Source organism: Pseudomonas sp. B21-009, assembly GCF_024749345.1.
Lineage (GTDB): Bacteria > Pseudomonadota > Gammaproteobacteria > Pseudomonadales > Pseudomonadaceae > Aquipseudomonas.
Genome location: NZ_CP087199.1, coordinates 5,815,349 through 5,832,224, shown reverse-complemented (window position 1 = coordinate 5,832,224; position 16,876 = coordinate 5,815,349). Strand labels below are relative to the sequence as shown.

Annotated in this window: 15 protein-coding genes; 12 read left to right on the top strand and 3 right to left on the bottom strand. The window is 62.0% G+C overall.

The window, feature by feature from the left end; genetic code table 11:
* Window positions 1-220: 220 nt before the first annotated feature.
* Window positions 221-1,645 carry an aspartate ammonia-lyase gene (gene aspA / locus LOY34_RS27050; protein ID WP_045199650.1) on the bottom strand — a complete coding sequence of 475 codons (1,425 nt, stop codon included), beginning with the start codon at window positions 1,643-1,645 and terminating at the stop codon, window positions 221-223.
* Between the two features lie 177 nt (window positions 1,646-1,822).
* On the opposite strand from aspA, the gene LOY34_RS27045 reads away from it, so the two are divergent.
* The 5 genes from LOY34_RS27045 (at window position 1,823) to LOY34_RS27025 (ending at window position 5,444) form a co-directional block, all read left to right on the top strand.
* On the top strand, window positions 1,823-2,731 hold the full coding sequence (locus LOY34_RS27045) for a LysR substrate-binding domain-containing protein (protein WP_045199499.1): 909 nt from the start codon (window positions 1,823-1,825) through the stop codon (window positions 2,729-2,731).
* A 202-nt stretch (window positions 2,732-2,933) separates the two neighbouring features.
* On the top strand, window positions 2,934-3,425 hold the full coding sequence (gene purE / locus LOY34_RS27040) for a 5-(carboxyamino)imidazole ribonucleotide mutase (RefSeq protein WP_038615995.1): 492 nt from the start codon (window positions 2,934-2,936) through the stop codon (window positions 3,423-3,425).
* A 10-nt stretch (window positions 3,426-3,435) separates the two neighbouring features.
* The gene (locus LOY34_RS27035; protein WP_093377936.1) at window positions 3,436-4,518 is read left to right on the top strand and encodes a 5-(carboxyamino)imidazole ribonucleotide synthase; all 1,083 of its coding nucleotides are present in this window, start codon (window positions 3,436-3,438) and stop codon (window positions 4,516-4,518) included.
* Window positions 4,519-4,611: 93 nt separating this feature from the next.
* The gene (locus tag LOY34_RS27030) at window positions 4,612-4,860 is read left to right on the top strand and encodes a GlsB/YeaQ/YmgE family stress response membrane protein (protein ID WP_045199503.1); all 249 of its coding nucleotides are present in this window, start codon (window positions 4,612-4,614) and stop codon (window positions 4,858-4,860) included.
* Window positions 4,861-4,910: 50 nt separating this feature from the next.
* Window positions 4,911-5,444: a DUF3299 domain-containing protein gene (locus LOY34_RS27025; protein WP_045199652.1), complete on the top strand. Its 534-nt coding sequence runs from the start codon at window positions 4,911-4,913 to the stop codon at window positions 5,442-5,444.
* 65 nt (window positions 5,445-5,509) lie between these two features.
* On the opposite strand, the gene LOY34_RS27020 is transcribed toward LOY34_RS27025, so the two are convergent.
* Window positions 5,510-6,406 carry a D-hexose-6-phosphate mutarotase gene (locus LOY34_RS27020; protein ID WP_195885330.1) on the bottom strand — a complete coding sequence of 299 codons (897 nt, stop codon included), beginning with the start codon at window positions 6,404-6,406 and terminating at the stop codon, window positions 5,510-5,512.
* A 72-nt stretch (window positions 6,407-6,478) separates the two neighbouring features.
* Window positions 6,479-6,880: an acyl-CoA thioesterase gene (locus LOY34_RS27015; RefSeq protein WP_009402429.1), complete on the bottom strand. Its 402-nt coding sequence runs from the start codon at window positions 6,878-6,880 to the stop codon at window positions 6,479-6,481.
* A 373-nt stretch (window positions 6,881-7,253) separates the two neighbouring features.
* Here LOY34_RS27015 and LOY34_RS27010 point away from each other — a divergent pair, with 373 nt between their 5' ends.
* The 7 genes from LOY34_RS27010 (at window position 7,254) to LOY34_RS26980 (ending at window position 16,679) form a co-directional block, all read left to right on the top strand.
* Window positions 7,254-8,543, top strand: a complete 1,290-nt coding sequence (locus LOY34_RS27010) for an MFS transporter (RefSeq protein WP_045199508.1) — start codon at window positions 7,254-7,256, stop codon at window positions 8,541-8,543.
* 161 nt (window positions 8,544-8,704) lie between these two features.
* The gene (locus LOY34_RS27005; RefSeq protein WP_045199510.1) at window positions 8,705-9,703 is read left to right on the top strand and encodes a phosphate ABC transporter substrate-binding protein PstS; all 999 of its coding nucleotides are present in this window, start codon (window positions 8,705-8,707) and stop codon (window positions 9,701-9,703) included.
* Between the two features lie 139 nt (window positions 9,704-9,842).
* Entirely contained in the window at window positions 9,843-12,131 is a 2,289-nt protein-coding gene (locus LOY34_RS27000; RefSeq protein WP_195885329.1) for an ABC transporter permease subunit, read from the top strand.
* A gap of 71 nt (window positions 12,132-12,202) precedes the next feature.
* Entirely contained in the window at window positions 12,203-13,819 is a 1,617-nt protein-coding gene (pstA, locus tag LOY34_RS26995) for a phosphate ABC transporter permease PstA (RefSeq protein ID WP_184959542.1), read from the top strand.
* Window positions 13,820-13,916: 97 nt separating this feature from the next.
* On the top strand, window positions 13,917-14,750 hold the full coding sequence (gene pstB / locus LOY34_RS26990) for a phosphate ABC transporter ATP-binding protein PstB (RefSeq protein ID WP_045199517.1): 834 nt from the start codon (window positions 13,917-13,919) through the stop codon (window positions 14,748-14,750).
* Window positions 14,751-14,871: 121 nt separating this feature from the next.
* Window positions 14,872-15,630: a phosphate signaling complex protein PhoU gene (gene phoU / locus LOY34_RS26985; protein WP_038997986.1), complete on the top strand. Its 759-nt coding sequence runs from the start codon at window positions 14,872-14,874 to the stop codon at window positions 15,628-15,630.
* A gap of 152 nt (window positions 15,631-15,782) precedes the next feature.
* Complete coding sequence (locus LOY34_RS26980) at window positions 15,783-16,679, top strand: response regulator (RefSeq protein ID WP_045199519.1); 897 nt, start codon at window positions 15,783-15,785, stop codon at window positions 16,677-16,679.
* Window positions 16,680-16,876 lie beyond the last annotated feature (197 nt).

The following is a 16,876-nucleotide window of genomic DNA, read 5'->3' as shown; positions in this document are numbered from 1 at the left end:
GAGTGTTCCTCGCTTTTGATGACTTTGCTGCGTGTAGCGCCAGGGGGCTGGCACGCAAGAGGGCGGGCACTATACCGATGCGAGCGCCGCGCGTCTGCCTTGGCGTGGCGGATATGCCCTCTGAAAGGGCATAAAAAAAGGGCCCGGGGAATGATCCCTGGGCCCTCAAAAGGTGAGAGGTGTCTAGTCCCTCGACCTGGTGAGCGTGTTACAGCATCGGTTACGCCTTGAGCGGCACCAGACGCGGAGCAATCATGTTTTCCGGACGCAGGATGTCGTTGAGCATCTCTTCGTCCAGCAGGCCTTCCTCGCGGACCAGCTCCAGCACGCCACGGCCACTTTCCAGGGCGATGGCAGCGATACGGGTGGCGTTTTCGTAGCCGATGTACGGGTTCAGGGCGGTGACCAGGCCGATCGAGTGCTCGACCAGTTCACGGCAGCGCTGTTCGTTGGCGGTGATGCCGACGATGCAGTGCTCGCGCAGCATGTCCATGGCGCGTTGCAGCAGGCGGATCGAGTCGAAGATCTTGTAGGCGATCAGCGGCTCCATGACGTTCAGCTGCAGCTGGCCACCTTCGGCGGCGACGGTCAGGGCCAGGTCGTTACCCATGATGGCGAAGGCCACCTGGTTGACCGCTTCCGGGATTACCGGGTTGACCTTGCCTGGCATGATCGAGCTGCCTGGCTGACGCGCTGGCAGGTTGATTTCGTTGATGCCGGTACGTGGGCCGCTGGACAGCAGGCGCAGGTCGTTGCAGATCTTCGACAGCTTGACCGCGGTGCGCTTGAGCATGCCCGAGAACAGGACGAAGGCGCCCATGTCCGAGGTGGCTTCGATCAGGTCGGCAGCCGGGACCAGCGGCTGGCCGCTGATAGTGGCCAGGCGCTGAACGGCCAGGAGCTGGTAGCCAGGGTCGGCGTTGATGCCGGTACCGATGGCGGTACCACCCAGGTTGATTTCAGTCAGCAGCTCTGGCGCCAGCGAACGCAGACGGTTGAGGTCTTCGGTCATGGTGGTGGCGAAGGCGCGGAATTCCTGGCCCAGGGTCATCGGCACGGCGTCCTGCAGCTGGGTACGGCCCATCTTCAGTACGTGGTCGAATTCCTGGCCTTTGGCAGCGAAGGCCTGGATCAGGCTGTCGAGGCTGGCCAGCAGGGCGTCGTGACCCAGCAGCAGACCCAGGCGGATCGCAGTCGGGTAGGCGTCGTTGGTCGACTGCGCCATGTTCACGTCGTTGTTCGGGTGCAGGTACTTGTACTCGCCCTTCTGGTGGCCCATGGCCTCCAGCGCGATGTTGGCGATCACTTCGTTGGCGTTCATGTTGGTAGAAGTACCAGCACCGCCTTGAATCATGTCGACCACGAACTGCTCGTGGTAGTCGCCGCGGATCAGACGGGCGCAAGCCTCGCTGATGGCAGCGTGCTTGGCATCGCTCAGGTGACCCAGCTCGCGGTTGGCGTCAGCAGCAGCCTGTTTGACCATGGCCAGGGCCACAACCAGTTTAGGGTAGTGCGACAGCGGAACGCCGGAGAGGTGGAAGTTGTTGGCAGCACGCAGAGTCTGGATACCGTAGTAGGCATCGGCAGGAACTTCGAGGGTGCCAAGCAGATCTTTTTCGACACGGAACGATGCAGCAGCGGACATGATGGATATCATCTCGATTTTGACCCGGCACATGCCGGAATGGCGTCAATCCTAGGCCCGCGCCGATTTTGCGGCCAATGCTGTTGCACGCTAACCTATGCACAAACGGCATACGGGTTGATGTGACGCCAACTGCCGATCGAGCGTGTTCAATTTTGGTGCATGCCTGGAGAGCCCATGAACCTTGAGAGCAAATGGCTGGAAGATTTCAGTGCCCTGGCCGCCACCCGCAGCTTTTCCCAGGCCGCCGAGCGCCGCTTTGTCACCCAGCCGGCCTTCAGCCGACGCATTCGCAGCCTGGAAGCGGCATTGGGGCTGACCCTGGTCAACCGCTCGCGCACGCCGATCGAGCTGACGGCGGCGGGGCAATTGTTTTTGGTGACGGCGCGTACGGTGGTCGATCAGCTGGGCGAGGTGCTGCGCCATCTGCATCACCTGGAAGGCGGGCAGGGCGAGGTGATCCAGGTGTCGGCGGCACACTCGCTGGCGCTGGGGTTCTTTCCGCGCTGGATCGCGCAGTTGCGCAACGACGGCCTGAACATCGCCACGCGTTTGGTCGCGACCAACGTCGGCGACGCTGTGCATGCCCTGCGCGAAGGCGGTTGTGATCTGATGCTGGCGTTCTACGACCCCGATGCCGCCTTGCAGATGGATGCGGAAATCTTCCCCTCGTTGCACCTGGGTCACACTGAAATGCTGCCCGTGTGCGCCGCCGATGCCGACGGCAAGCCGCTGTTCGACCTGGAAGGCGAGGGCAGCGTGCCGCTACTGGCCTATAGCGCCGGGGCGTTCCTTGGGCGTTCGGTCAATCTGCTGCTGCGCCAGCGCAACCTGCGCTTTACCACTGTCTATGAAACGGCGATGGCCGACAGCCTCAAGAGCATGGCCCTCGAAGGCCTGGGCATCGCCTGGGTGCCGAGGCTGTCGGCGCGGGCCGAACTTGAACGCGGTGAGCTGGTGATTTGCGGCGGTAGCCAGTGGCACGTACCGCTGGAAATCCGCCTGTATCGCTGCGCCCTGGTGCGCAAGGCCAACGTGCGCCTGCTGTGGCGCAAGCTGGAGGGTGGGCCGGCGACGCCGGCTTGACCCGAAAGTCAGCCAAAGCCCCGAAAAATAAGGCCGACAGTTGGTCGTCGGAGTGCATTAAGCGCACCGCTTTGCGATATACTGCGCGGCCTTCGGTCGGTTTCACCCGGCCCTAATTCGTATAACAAGCCACGCCGGTTGTCCCCGCGTGGCTTGTTGTTTTTTGACGCGCCTGCGGGCGCCCAAGAGAAGAGGCTCGACGATGAGTGCACTGGTTGGCGTGATCATGGGCTCCAAGTCCGATTGGTCCACCCTTAGCCACACCGCCGATATGCTGGAAAAACTCGGCATTCCCTACGAGGTCAAGGTGGTCTCTGCCCACCGTACCCCGGACCTGCTGTTCCAGTATGCCGAAGAGGCCGAAGGCCGTGGCATCGAGGTGATCATCGCCGGCGCCGGTGGCGCTGCCCACCTGCCAGGCATGTGCGCGGCCAAGACCCACCTGCCGGTGCTGGGCGTACCGGTGCAGTCGTCGATGCTCTCGGGTGTCGATTCGCTGCTGTCGATCGTGCAGATGCCGGCCGGCATTCCGGTTGCCACCCTGGCGATCGGCAAGGCTGGCGCGATCAACGCCGCGCTGCTCTCGGCGAGCATCCTCGGCGCCAAGCACCCGCAGTTCCACACTGTGCTCAAACAGTTCCGCGCTGAGCAGACAGACAACGTTCTGGACAATCCAGATCCGCGCCAGGCTTGAGGTCAAAAGCATGAAAATCGGTGTAATCGGTGGCGGCCAGCTGGGCCGCATGTTGGCCCTGGCAGGTACTCCGCTGGGCATGAACTTCGCTTTCCTCGACCCGGCTCCGGACGCCTGCGCAGCGCCCCTGGGCGAGCACCTGCGCGCCGATTACGGTGACCAGGACCACCTGCGGCAGTTGGCCGACGAAGTTGACCTGGTGACCTTCGAGTTCGAAAGCGTCCCGGCAGAAACAGTGGCCTTCCTTTCGCAGTTCGTGCCGGTCTACCCGAGCGCCGAGTCGCTGCGTATCGCCCGCGATCGCTGGTTCGAAAAGAGCATGTTCAAGGACCTGGGCATTCCCACCCCGGCCTTCGCCGATATCCAGTCGCAAGCCGACCTGGAGGCCGCCGTTGCCAGCATCGGCCTGCCTGCCGTGCTCAAGACCCGCACCCTTGGTTATGACGGCAAAGGTCAGAAAGTGCTGCGAACTGCCGCAGATGTTGTGGGTACTTTCGCCGAACTGGGCAGCGTGCCGTGCCTGCTCGAAGGCTTCGTGCCGTTCACCGGCGAAGTGTCGCTGATCGCCGTGCGTGCACGCGATGGCGAAACCCGCTTCTACCCGCTGGTGCACAACACCCACGAGAACGGCATCCTGCGTTTGTCGGTGGCCAGCGAAGACCACCTGCTGCAGGGCCTGGCCGAAGACTACGCCGGTCGCGTGCTCAAGCAGCTCGACTACGTCGGTGTGCTGGCCTTCGAGTTCTTCGAAGTCGATGGCGGCCTTAAAGCCAACGAGATCGCCCCGCGGGTGCACAATTCCGGGCACTGGACCATCGAAGGCGCCGAGTGCAGCCAGTTCGAGAACCACCTGCGCGCCGTTGCCGGCCTGCCGCTGGGTTCGACCGCCAAGGTCGGCGAAAGCGCCATGCTCAACTTCATCGGCGAAGTGCCGGCAGTCGACCAGGTGATCGCCATCGACGAATGCCACCTGCACCACTACGGCAAGGCCTTCAAGGTCGGTCGCAAGGTTGGCCACGCCACTCTGCGCTGCGACGACCTGACGACCCTGGAGCAAAAAATCCAGCAAGTCGAAGCCCTGATCAAGGGCTGAAGGGAACCTTCCCGCCCCGCTGTCCCTCTGATGGCAGGATGCCAAAGCGCTGACTAGGCTTTGGCATGCGCCATTCAACTCAGAGGGATTGCCATGGGTATCATCGGAACCATCTTCATCGGCCTGATCGTCGGTCTGCTGGCACGCTTTCTAAAGCCTGGCGACGACAGCATGGGCTGGATCATGACCATTCTGCTGGGCATTGCCGGTTCGCTCGCCGCGACCTACGGCGGCCAGGCGCTGGGCATCTATCAGGCTGGAGAGGGTGCAGGTTTCCTCGGCGCGCTGGTGGGCGCGATTATCCTGTTGGTGATCTACGGGCTGGTCGTCAAAAAGAGCTGACGGCAGGCTAGAATGCTCGGCACCGAATTCCTTCGTTGCCGAGCTTTTTCATGCGCCGTGTATTACTGCTTTCTCTATTACTGCTGAGCGGCCTGGCCCGGGCTGAGTTGCCGGAAACCGACTGGCTGGAGCTGATGCCCAAGTCGGACCAGAAAGCCCTCGAGCAGATGCCCGAAATCGACCACAACTCCCCGGAAGCCATGGGCACCTTCAGCGAAAAGGGTGGCCTCAAGCAGAGCAAAGGCTTGCCGGCGGTGATGTATTCGACCAAGACCGTGGCCGCCATGAATGGCAAGCACATCCGCCTGGGCGGGTATCCGGTGCCGCTGGAAACCGACGCCAAGGGCAACAGCACGTTGTTCTTCCTGGTGCCTTACCCGGGCGCCTGCATCCACGTGCCGCCGCCACCACCGAACCAGCTGGTGCTGGTGCGCTATCCCAAGGGCTTGAAGCTCGACGATATCTACACGCCGCTGTGGGTCAACGGTACGTTGAAGGTGGAGACGGTCAGCAATGACCTGGCGGATGCGGCCTATGCAATGGATGCAGCCAAGGTGCGGGTGGTGGAAGACGCCGATCTTTGAATGATCGCGGGGCAAGCTTGCTCCCACCGGATACTGTGGGAGCGGGCTTGCCTCGCGATAGTGATCTACAGCTGTTCGCTATCGATTTTCAGACTCAGCGAATGGGTTGCCCCAGGCGCCAGTGTCACCACATCTTCCCACACGTTCGCGGTCTCGATGCAGAGCATGCGCTGCCAGCCATCGTCGGCCATATCCGGCAACTCAGCGGCACGCTCGGTCCAGGGGTTCCAGATCACTGCCGTACGCGAACCCTGGGCCGTTATCACCACGCGACGGTTCCAGGCCGGGTCGACGATGCTCAGTTGCTCGGGCGCCTGCAGATAAATGCGGTCGGTTTCACCGGCAAAGCCCAGCGCGCCTTGCTGCTGGCGCTGCTCCCAGTTGGCCAGGGTTTCGATGTAGTTCAGACCATCGACACCTTCGACCTGGACCTCGCGCACATCGCTGACCGCGAAGTAGCTGTGCAGCGCCTGGCTGAGGGTGACCGGGACGTTGTCGAGGTTATAGCTGGAGAGGGTGATGCTCAGCTGTTCGCCCATGACGATGGTCAGCTTGAGCTCAACGATGTGTGGCCAGCCGGGCAGGTCGCCTTTGGCCTCTGGTAGGGTGAATTCGACTGTTACATTGCCGTCCTTCACGGCGATGCCCAGCAATTGCCAGTCACGACCGCGCACCAGGCCATGGGCCGGGCCGTCTTCAGCGCGATACATGGCCTGCACGGCATCGGGGTTGCGCTTGAAAATGCCAAACCAGGGCCAGCACACCGGAACCCCGGCGCGCACGGACTTGCCCTGCCTGAAGATGGCCTGTTCGCTGAGCCACAGCAAAGGTGGCTCGCCGAGCCGCTGATAGCTGAGCACCTGCGCGCCTTGCTGGGCGACCAGCAATTCAGCCGTGTCGCTGGTGATGCGCCAGCAATTGAGCTCGCCGTGCTTTTCGGATTCGACCTTGGGTGTGGACATGCGCTTTATCTCGTAGGTTTGCCGTACGGCCTTGGACCGCTTGCATACCTTCGAGTTTACCGCGCAGCGGTCTCAGCGACGAGGAGGAACCGAGCGGGTGCGCCCGCTGCCGTCGATGGCGACGAACACGAATACCGCTTCGGTCACCTTGCGCCACTCGCTGGACAGCGGGTCGTCGCTCCACACCTCGACCATCATCTGGATCGAGCTGCGGCCGATTTCCAGGGTCTGGGTATAGAAGGACAATTGCGCGCCGACTGCCACCGGCACCAGGAATGCCATGCGATCGATGGCCACGGTAGCTACCCGGCCACCGGCAACGCGACTGGCCATGGCGGTACCGGCCAGGTCCATCTGGGCGACCAGCCAGCCGCCGAAGATATCGCCGAAACCGTTGGTTTCACGGGGCAATGCGGTGATCTGCAAGGCCAGGTCGCCTTGCGGGATAGGATCTTCTTGTTCGAGTTCAATCATGCCGGGGGTGCCTCTGACCCATGACGCTTCGTTGGTTGGCGCTATGACAGACGCCTCGAAAAACGATTCAGCACAACTATTCTACGCTGCTTTCGCTTTGCCAGGCGGCGAAGGGAAACTCTGCGAAACCGACTAAGCATACCTAGCGGCGTTTTCGCACAACATCCTTCAGAAGGCGCAACCCTTTCCTACAAGCGGCCAGTATATAGAGCCGAAAGCGCAGCGACGACCATGCAGTCATGAATACTTGTATTGAATTTGTACTGCTATGTGCTTTTTCTGCCAATTTGCTATCTTTCCAGGCTGCCCAGGCCCAAACCCGCGTGCCAGGCGGCCTGCACCCCCAATAAGAAATGCCAAACAAGAGAGACCTATGACCTCCGTGCCCGGCAGTATCGCGCAGCCTTCGAGGCCGCTGACCCGCAGTGACTACAAGACCTTGTCGCTTTCCGCCCTGGGCGGTGCGCTGGAGTTCTACGATTTCATCATCTTCGTGTTCTTCGCCACGGTGGTCGGCAAGCTGTTCTTTCCCGCCGAAATGCCTGAATGGCTGCGTTTGATGCAAACGTTTGGCATCTTTGCCGCCGGCTACCTGGCGCGGCCGCTGGGCGGCATCGTCATGGCCCACTTCGGCGACCTGCTGGGGCGCAAGAAGATGTTCACCCTGAGCATCTTCATGATGGCGGTGCCGACCCTGATCATGGGCTTGCTGCCGACCTATGCGCAGATCGGCCTGTGGGCTCCGATCCTGTTGCTGGTGATGCGGGTGATCCAGGGCGCGGCGATTGGCGGTGAAGTGCCGGGCGCCTGGGTGTTCGTCTCCGAGCACGTGCCGGCGCGCAACACCGGGTACGCTTGCGGCACGCTGACGGCGGGGCTGACTGCCGGGATTCTGCTCGGTTCGCTGGTGGCGACGCTGATCAACACGGTTTACAGCCAGCAGGAAGTGGCCGATTACGCCTGGCGTATTCCGTTCCTGCTCGGCGGCGTGTTTGGCTTGTTCGCGGTCTATCTGCGCCGCTGGCTGCACGAAACCCCGGTGTTTGCCGAGATGCAGGCGCGCAAGGCGCTGGCCGAAGAAGTGCCGCTGCGCGCGGTATTGCGCGACCACCGTGGCGCCATCGTGCTGTCGATGCTGCTGACCTGGCTGCTGTCGGCCGGCATTGTCGTGGTGATCCTGATGACCCCGGCGCTGCTGCAGAGCCTTTATCAGGTCAGTCCGACCGATTCGCTGAAGGCCAACAGCCTGGCCATCGTCCTGCTCAGCCTCGGTTGCATCGGCACCGGCGCGCTGGCCGACCGTTTTGGCGCCGGGCGGGTGTTCATTGTTGGCAGCCTGGCGCTGCTGGTGACCTCCTGGACCTTTTATCACACGCTGCCTACCCACCCCGAGTGGCTGTTCCCGTTGTATGCCTTGACCGGCTTGTGTGTCGGCATCGTCGGCGCCGTGCCGTACGTCATGGTTAAAGCCTTCCCGCCGGTAGTTCGGTTCAGTGGCCTGTCGTTTTCCTACAACCTGGCCTACGCGATCTTCGGCGGCCTGACGCCGATGGCCGTCACCGCGATGCTCAAGTTCAGCCCGATGGCGCCGGCTTATTACGTTGCTGGTATCTGCACCATTGGTCTGCTGGTGGGTATTTATCTGACCGCGAAAAAGCGCTGAAACCGCTCTAAATCAAACCTCGCAACATTTTGAAAAGGCCATCACCGCTCGCCGGTGATGGCCTTTCATCTAATTGTCACATTCGATTCATAGAGTAGTCATACGGCCTGCAGATACTTGGGCCCGATCCATCTCACCCCAATTCCTGCTAGGAGCAAGGCATGAAACTGAAGCGTTTGATGGCGGCCCTGACTTTCGTCGCCGCTGGCGTTGCCACCGCCAATGCGGTTGCCGCTGTTGACCCTGCTATTCCGACCTACACCAAGACCACCGGTGTGTCGGGCAACCTCTCCAGCGTCGGTTCCGATACCCTGGCCAACCTCATGACCCTGTGGGCCGAGGCCTACAAAAAGGAATATCCGAACGTCAACATCCAGATTCAGGCTGCCGGCTCCTCCACCGCGCCACCCGCGCTGACTGAAGGCACCGCCAACCTCGGCCCGATGAGCCGCAAGATGAAGGACGTCGAGCTGCAGGCCTTCGAACAGAAGTACGGCTACAAGCCAACCGCCATCCCGGTTGCCGTCGACGCCCTGGCCGTATTCGTACACAAGGACAACCCGATCAAAGGCCTGACCATGGCCCAGGTCGATGCAATCTTCTCTTCGACCCGCCTGTGCGGCGCCAAGGCCGACGTGAAAACTTGGGGTGACCTGGGCGTGACCGGCGACCTGGCCAACAAGCCAGTGCAGCTGTTCGGCCGTAACTCGGTGTCCGGCACCTACGGCTACTTCAAGGAAGAAGCCCTGTGCAAAGGCGACTTCAAGCCTAACGTCAACGAACAACCTGGCTCGGCTTCGGTCGTGCAGTCGATCAGCAGCTCGCTGAACGGCATCGGTTACTCGGGCATCGGCTACAAAACCGCCAGCGTCAAGACTGTAGCCCTGGCCAAGAAAGAAGGCGGTGCCTTCGTTGAAGACAACGAAGCCAACGCCCTGAACGGCACCTACCCGCTGTCGCGCTTCCTCTACGTTTACGTCAACAAGGCGCCGAACAAGCCTCTGGCCCCGCTGGAAGCCGAGTTCGTCAAGCTGGTGCTGTCGCAAGCCGGCCAGCAAGTGGTGGTGAAGGATGGTTACATCCCGCTGCCAGCCAAAGTGGTTGATAAAGCCCTGGCTGACCTGGGCCTGAATCACAACGGCAACGTTGCGAAGAAGTAACTGAAGGACCGGCGGGGGCGGGTTTTGTCCCGGTCTCGCCACTCATTGCGAGTCCGCTGCCAGGGGTATCTGCGCGGCGGGCTTTTTTGCGTCACTGCATTGTCATGTTTTTGTCATACGGGACCGCTAGGGTGTGCGCATGAATGATCTGGCCAACTCCACCATGACCCAAAATTCTCCCCCCGTGCGGATTGACTTCAATACGCCCGAACTGCAACGCAAGCGGCGCATGCGTGCGCTCAAGGATCGCCTGACCCGCTGGTATGTACTGGTGGGCGGGCTTGCCGTGCTGGCAGCCATTACCCTGATCTTCTTCTACCTGGCCTATGTGGTCGTACCGCTGTTCCAGGGCGCTACCCTGACCAGCAAGAAGGCCCTGGAGCCGACCTGGCTGCAGCAGGACGCCGGCAAGCCGCTGATGATCGCCCTGGAAGAGCAGAACCTGGTCGGCATGCGGGTTTCCGACAAGGGCCAGGCGCTGTTCTTCGACACCAAGAGCGGTGCCGAGCTCAAGCGCGTCGAACTGCCGGTGCCGGCTGGCACCCAGGTGACCTCGATCGGTGCCGATCAGCCGGGTAACCCGCTGGTGGTGCTGGGCCTGTCCAATGGCCAGGCGCTGGTGTTCAGCCACAGCTACAAGATCACCTACCCGGACAACAAGAAAACCATCACTCCGGCCATCGACTTCCCCTATGGCCAGGAGCCCTTCGCCCTGGATGACCAGGGCCGGGCGCTGGAGCATGTCAGCCTCAACGTCAATGGCGAGACCCTGGTGGTGGCCGGTTCCACCGGTGCGCACCTGCAGGTGGTGTCGCTGAGCCGCGAAGAGAACATGATGACCGGCGAAGTCACCAGCGAGCAGAGTCGTATCGAGCTGCCACAGATGACCGAAGCGGTCAAAGCCATCTTCATCGACCCGCGCCAGCAGTGGCTGTATGTAATCAACGGTCGTGCCCAGGCTGATGTTTTCAGCCTGCGCGACAAGAGCCTCAACGGCCGCTACAAGTTGCTCGACGACGGCAATGCCGAAGTCACCGCCAGCACTCAGTTGGTGGGCGGTATCTCGCTGATCATCGGTGACTCCAAAGGTGGCCTGGCCCAGTGGTTCATGGCCCGCGACCCGGATGGCGAGCAGCGCTTCAAGCGCATTCGCGAGTTCCAGATGGGCAAGGCGCCGGTGGTGCAGATCGATGCCGAAGAGCGCCGCAAGGGCTTCGTTGCCCTCGACGCTGACGGCGAGCTCGGTGTGTTCCACAGCACCGCGCACCGTACCCTGCTGGTCGAGCCGGCTGCTGAAGGCGCGGGCATTCTGGCGCTGTCGCCACGGGCCAACCGCATCATCATCGAAGAAGGCGGCAAGCTGCTGCCGCTGACCCTGAAGAACCCGCACCCGGAAGTGTCCTGGAGCGCGCTGTGGAGCAAGGTCTGGTACGAGAACTACGACGAGCCCAAGTATGTCTGGCAGTCGACCGCCTCGAACACCGACTTCGAACCCAAGCTGAGCCTGTCGCCGCTGACCTTCGGTACCTTGAAGGCCGCGTTCTACGCGATGATCCTCGCTGCGCCGCTGGCCATTGCCGCCGCCATCTACACCGCCTACTTCATGGCCCCGGGCATGCGCCGCAAGGTCAAGCCGGTGATCGAACTGATGGAGGCGATGCCGACGGTGATTCTCGGCTTCTTCGCCGGCCTGTTCCTGGCGCCGTTCCTTGAAGGCCATCTGCCGGGTGTGTTCAGCCTGTTCCTGTTGATGCCGCTGGGCATTCTGGTCGCCGGCTTCGCCTGGAGCCGCCTGCCCGAGTCGCTGCGCCTGCGGGTGCCGGATGGCTGGGAAGCGGCGATCCTGATCCCGGTGATCCTCTTCACCGGCTGGTTCGCCCTGTACATGAGCCCGTTCATCGAGACCTGGTTCTTCGACGGTGACATGCGCCTGTGGATTACCAACGACCTGGGTATCACCTACGACCAGCGCAACGCCCTGGTGGTCGGTATCGCCATGGGTTTTGCGGTGATCCCGAACATCTACTCGATCGCTGAAGACGCCGTGTTCAGCGTGCCGCGCAGCCTGACCCTGGGTTCGCTGGCACTCGGTGCCACGCCATGGCAGACCCTGACCCGCGTGGTCATCCTGACCGCAAGCCCGGGGATCTTCTCGGCGCTGATGATCGGCATGGGCCGCGCGGTGGGTGAAACCATGATCGTGCTGATGGCCACCGGCAACACCCCGGTCATGGAAATGAACCTGTTCGAAGGTATGCGCACCCTGGCGGCCAACGTTGCGGTGGAGATGCCCGAGTCGGAAGTCGGTGGCAGTCACTACCGCGTGCTGTTCCTCGCCGCGCTGGTGCTGCTGATGTTCACCTTCGTGATGAACACCTTGGCCGAGCTGATTCGCCAGCGTCTGCGCAAGAAATACTCGTCGCTTTGATAGAAAGGTAGCGATCCGTGAAAAAGGATTCCCTCAAAAGCTGGTTCAAGAGCGGCGCCCCCGGCGTCTGGATGAGCGGTGGCGCGGTCGCCATCGCGGTGATCATGACCATCGGTCTGCTCGCCGTGATCGCCGTGCGCGGCCTGGGCCATTTCTGGCCGGCCGACCTGCTGCAAGCCAGCTACAACGTGCCTGGCCAGGCCAACCACATCGTCGTTGGCGAAGTGGTGCAGAAGGAAGAGGTACCCCGTGCCCGTTTGAAAGGTGCCGGCCTGCCGGTGCCTGATGAAGGCCCGGAGTTCATGACCCGCGAGCTGATCAAGGTCGGTAACCGCGACCTCAACGGTAGCGACTTCACCTGGGTGGTCGGCGAATGGCTGACCGACCAGCACAAGCCGGTCGACCTGATCGCCCTGGAGCGCCGCGAGTGGGGCAACTTCTATGGCTACCTGGTCAGCGTCAAGGAAAACGGCAAGGTCGTCGCCGAAGGCCAGGCGGCCTGGAGCGAGCTGCAAGATCGCCTCAAGCGTGCCGACAAGCTGGCCGGCGAGCTGCAGAAGCTTGAGAAGAAGGACATCGGTGCGATCAACTACGGTCTTGAGCGTCTGCGCCTGCAGACCCGCAAGCTGGAGCTGGACGGCAAGCTGGACGCCGCTGCCCAGGCCGATATCGAAGCCGAGCGCGCCGAGCTGAACAACCGCTACAAGGCCATCGAAGAGCGTCTGGGCGGCCTGCACCAGGACTTCGGCCGCGACAGCCTGGTGGCCAAGGACGGTAATGGTCGTGAGGTGGAAATCAACCTGAGCAAGGTGGTGCATGCCTACCAGCCGAACGGCATGGGTATCTTCACCAAGCTGGGCGTGTATTTTGCCAAGGTCTGGGAATTCCTCAGCGACGACCCGCGTGAAGCCAACACCGAAGGCGGGATCTTCCCGGCGATCTTCGGTACCGTGATGATGACCCTGATCATGGCCGTGATCGTCACCCCGTTCGGCGTGCTGGCGGCGGTGTACCTGCGTGAATATGCGCGTCAGGGCCCGGTGACCCGCCTGATCCGTATTGCGGTGAACAACCTCGCCGGTGTTCCGGCGATCGTCTACGGCGTGTTCGGCCTGGGCTTCTTCGTCTATGTGCTGGGTGGCTCGCTCGACCGGCTGTTCTTCCCCGAAGCGCTGCCGGCGCCGACCCTGGGTACGCCGGGCCTGCTCTGGGCTTCGCTGACCCTGGCGCTGCTGGCGGTACCGGTGGTGATCGTGGCCACCGAAGAAGGCCTGGCGCGGATTCCACGTACGGTCCGTGAAGGCTCGCTGGCGCTCGGTGCAACCAAGGCCGAGACCCTGTGGAAGATCGTCCTGCCCATGGCCAGCCCGGCGATGATGACCGGCATGATCCTCGCCGTGGCCCGGGCCGCCGGTGAAGTGGCGCCGCTGATGCTGGTAGGTGTGGTGAAGCTGGCGCCGTCGCTGCCGGTGGACGGCAATTACCCGTACCTGCACCTGGACCAGAAGATCATGCACCTGGGCTTCCACATCTATGACGTCGGCTTCCAGAGCCCGAACGTCGAGGCCGCGCGGCCGCTGGTGTACGCCACCGCGCTGTTGCTGGTGCTGGTAATCGCCACCCTGAACCTCTCGGCGGTATGGATTCGTAACCACCTGCGCGAGAAGTACAAGGCGCTGGACAGCTGACTGAAAGCTATTAGCCATAAGCGGCAAGCTACACGCCGCTTTTGCTCAAACTTGCAGCTTGCAGCTAGAAGCTTGCAGCTACAAACGGAGTGAAATCATGCAACATGAAACCCATTCTCACGGTATAGACATGTCGGCCCTGGGTCGCGACAAACAGAGCCTGCGCCTGGCTGAAGAAACCGTAGCCATCGAAGTGCCAGGCCTGAGCCTGTACTACGGCGACAAGCAAGCGCTGTTCGATGTCAGCATGAACATCCCCAAGCAGCGTGTGACCGCTTTCATCGGCCCGTCCGGCTGCGGTAAATCGACCTTGCTGCGCACCTTCAACCGCATGAACGACCTGGTTGACGGCTGCCGCGTGGACGGCGCGATCAACCTTTACGGCAACAACATCTACCGCAAGGGCGAAGACGTCGCCGAACTGCGCCGCCGGGTTGGCATGGTGTTCCAGAAGCCCAATCCGTTCCCCAAGACCATTTACGAGAACGTGGTCTACGGCCTGCGTATCCAGGGCATCAACAAGAAGCGCGTGCTCGACGAAGCCGTGGAGTGGGCGCTCAAGGGTGCGGCGCTGTGGGAGGAGGTCAAGGACCGCCTGCACGAGTCGGCGCTGGGCCTGTCCGGTGGTCAGCAGCAACGTCTGGTGATTGCCCGTACCATTGCCGTGGAGCCGGAAGTACTGCTGCTCGATGAGCCGTGCTCGGCACTCGACCCGATCTCGACGCTGAAGGTCGAAGAGCTTATCTACGAGCTCAAGTCCAAGTACACCATCGTCATCGTTACCCATAACATGCAGCAGGCGGCGCGGGTCTCCGACTACACCGCATTCATGTACATGGGCAAGCTGGTGGAGTTCGGTGATACCGACACGCTGTTCACCAACCCGGCGAAGAAGCAGACCGAAGACTACATCACCGGCCGGTATGGCTAGCGGCAGTTGCAAGCTTCAAGCCGCAAGCTGCAAGAAAGTGGCGAGCGTGAAGCCCGGGAACGACACGAACAAACTTGAAGCTTGAAGCTTGCTACTTGAAGCTTTTTCGCGGAGCGAAAGCATGATCGATAAAGACAGCCTTACCCACCATATCTCCCAGCAGTTCAACGCCGAACTCGAAGAGGTTCGCAGCCACCTCCTGGCGATGGGCGGCCTGGTCGAGAAGCAGGTCAACGATGCGGTTACCGCGCTGATCGAGGCCGACTCGGGCCTGGCCCAGCAAGTGCGCGAAGTCGACGAGCAGATCAACCAGATGGAGCGCAACATCGACGAAGAGTGCGTGCGCATTCTGGCCCGACGTCAGCCGGCGGCGTCTGACCTGCGCCTGATCATCAGCATTTCCAAGTCGGTAATTGACCTGGAGCGCATCGGCGACGAGTCGACCAAGATTGCCCGTCGCGCCATCCAGCTGTGCGAAGAAGGCGAATCGCCTCGCGGTTACGTTGAAGTGCGTCACATCGGCGACCAGGTGCGCAACATGGTCCGTGATGCCCTGGATGCCTTTGCCCGTTTCGACGCCGACCTGGCGCTGTCGGTGGCCCAGTACGACAAGACCATCGACCGCGAGTACAAGACCGCGCTGCGCGAGCTGGTCACCTACATGATGGAAGATCCACGCTCGATCTCGCGCGTTCTCAGCGTGATCTGGGCGCTGCGTTCGCTGGAGCGTATCGGCGACCACGCGCGCAACATCTCCGAGCTGGTGATCTACCTGGTGCGCGGTACCGACGTCCGTCACCTGGGCCTCAAGCGTATGCAGGAAGAGGTTCAGCGCAGCGGCGAAAAGGCTAATGTTCCGGGCAAATCTGACGATAACTAAGACTGCCCGAGAATGAACGCCCGGCCTTGGCCGGGCGTTTTCGTTTGCGGGTGAGGCAGCCGCGAACGAAACAACGAGTCCCGGCGTGACCCAATGTTTGGCAAATGGCCATCAGTCAGCGTTATGCTAGTCGGGATTCAATAGGAGTGGCGATGAGTAAAGTCAGTGTGTTGGTTGTGGATGATGCGCCGTTCATTCGCGACCTGGTCAAGAAGTGCCTGCGTAACTACTTCCCCGGTATCGTTATCGAAGATGCGGTCAACGGCCGCAAGGCCCAGACCTTGCTGAGCCGTGAGGCTTTCGACCTGGTCCTGTGCGACTGGGAAATGCCGGAAATGTCCGGCCTTGAGCTGCTGACCTGGTGCCGTCAGCAAGAGTCGATGAAGACCCTGCCGTTCATCATGGTGACCAGCCGTGGCGACAAGGAGAACGTGGTCCAGGCGATTCAGGCCGGGGTCTCGGATTTCGTCGGCAAGCCGTTCACCAACGAGCAACTGCTGACCAAGGTGAAAAAAGCCCTGACCAAGGTCGGCAAGCTCGACACCTTGCTGGCCAGTGCGCCGACCCGCGCGACGTCGGCGTTTGCCAACGACTCGCTGAGCGCCCTGACTGGCGGCCGTGCCGAAACGGTCAAGCCGACAGCCCCGGTGGCCCCGGTAGCCGCGGCCAAACCCCTGGTGAGCGCTCCCAAGCCTGCAGCTGCGGCGCCGGCAGGGCGTGGCCAGGGCCAACTGCGCCTGCCAAGCGGCGTGCAGCCGTGTGTGATCAAGGCCTTGAGCCTCAAGGAAGCACTGCTGGTGGTGCGCCGTGGCGAAACCCTGCCACAGGTTCTGGAAGGCGCGGTACTCGACCTGGAGCAGGGCGAGAACGCCGAGATCGCCCGCCTCAACGGCTACCTGCATGCGGTTGCCGCGCTGGAGCCGAAACCCGACAGCGACTGGTTGCAACTGACCTTCAAGTTCGTTGACCAGGATGCGCAGAAGCTCGACTACCTGTCGCGCCTGATCGCCCGCGGTTCGGCGCAGAAGCACTTCGTGCCAGGGGCCTGAAGGCCCTGTTGGAGCGGGCCTTGCCCCGCGATCGAGCGCGCAGCGGTCGCAATCCAGACAACACCTGATGTATTGACTGGGCTGGCCTCTTCGCGGGGCAAGCCGGCTCCTGCAGGAGCCGGCCTTGCCGGCGATCAATGCACCGTTCGTCTCCTGGTACACCCCTGAAACACTCTCGCCATACCCCCGCCAAAATC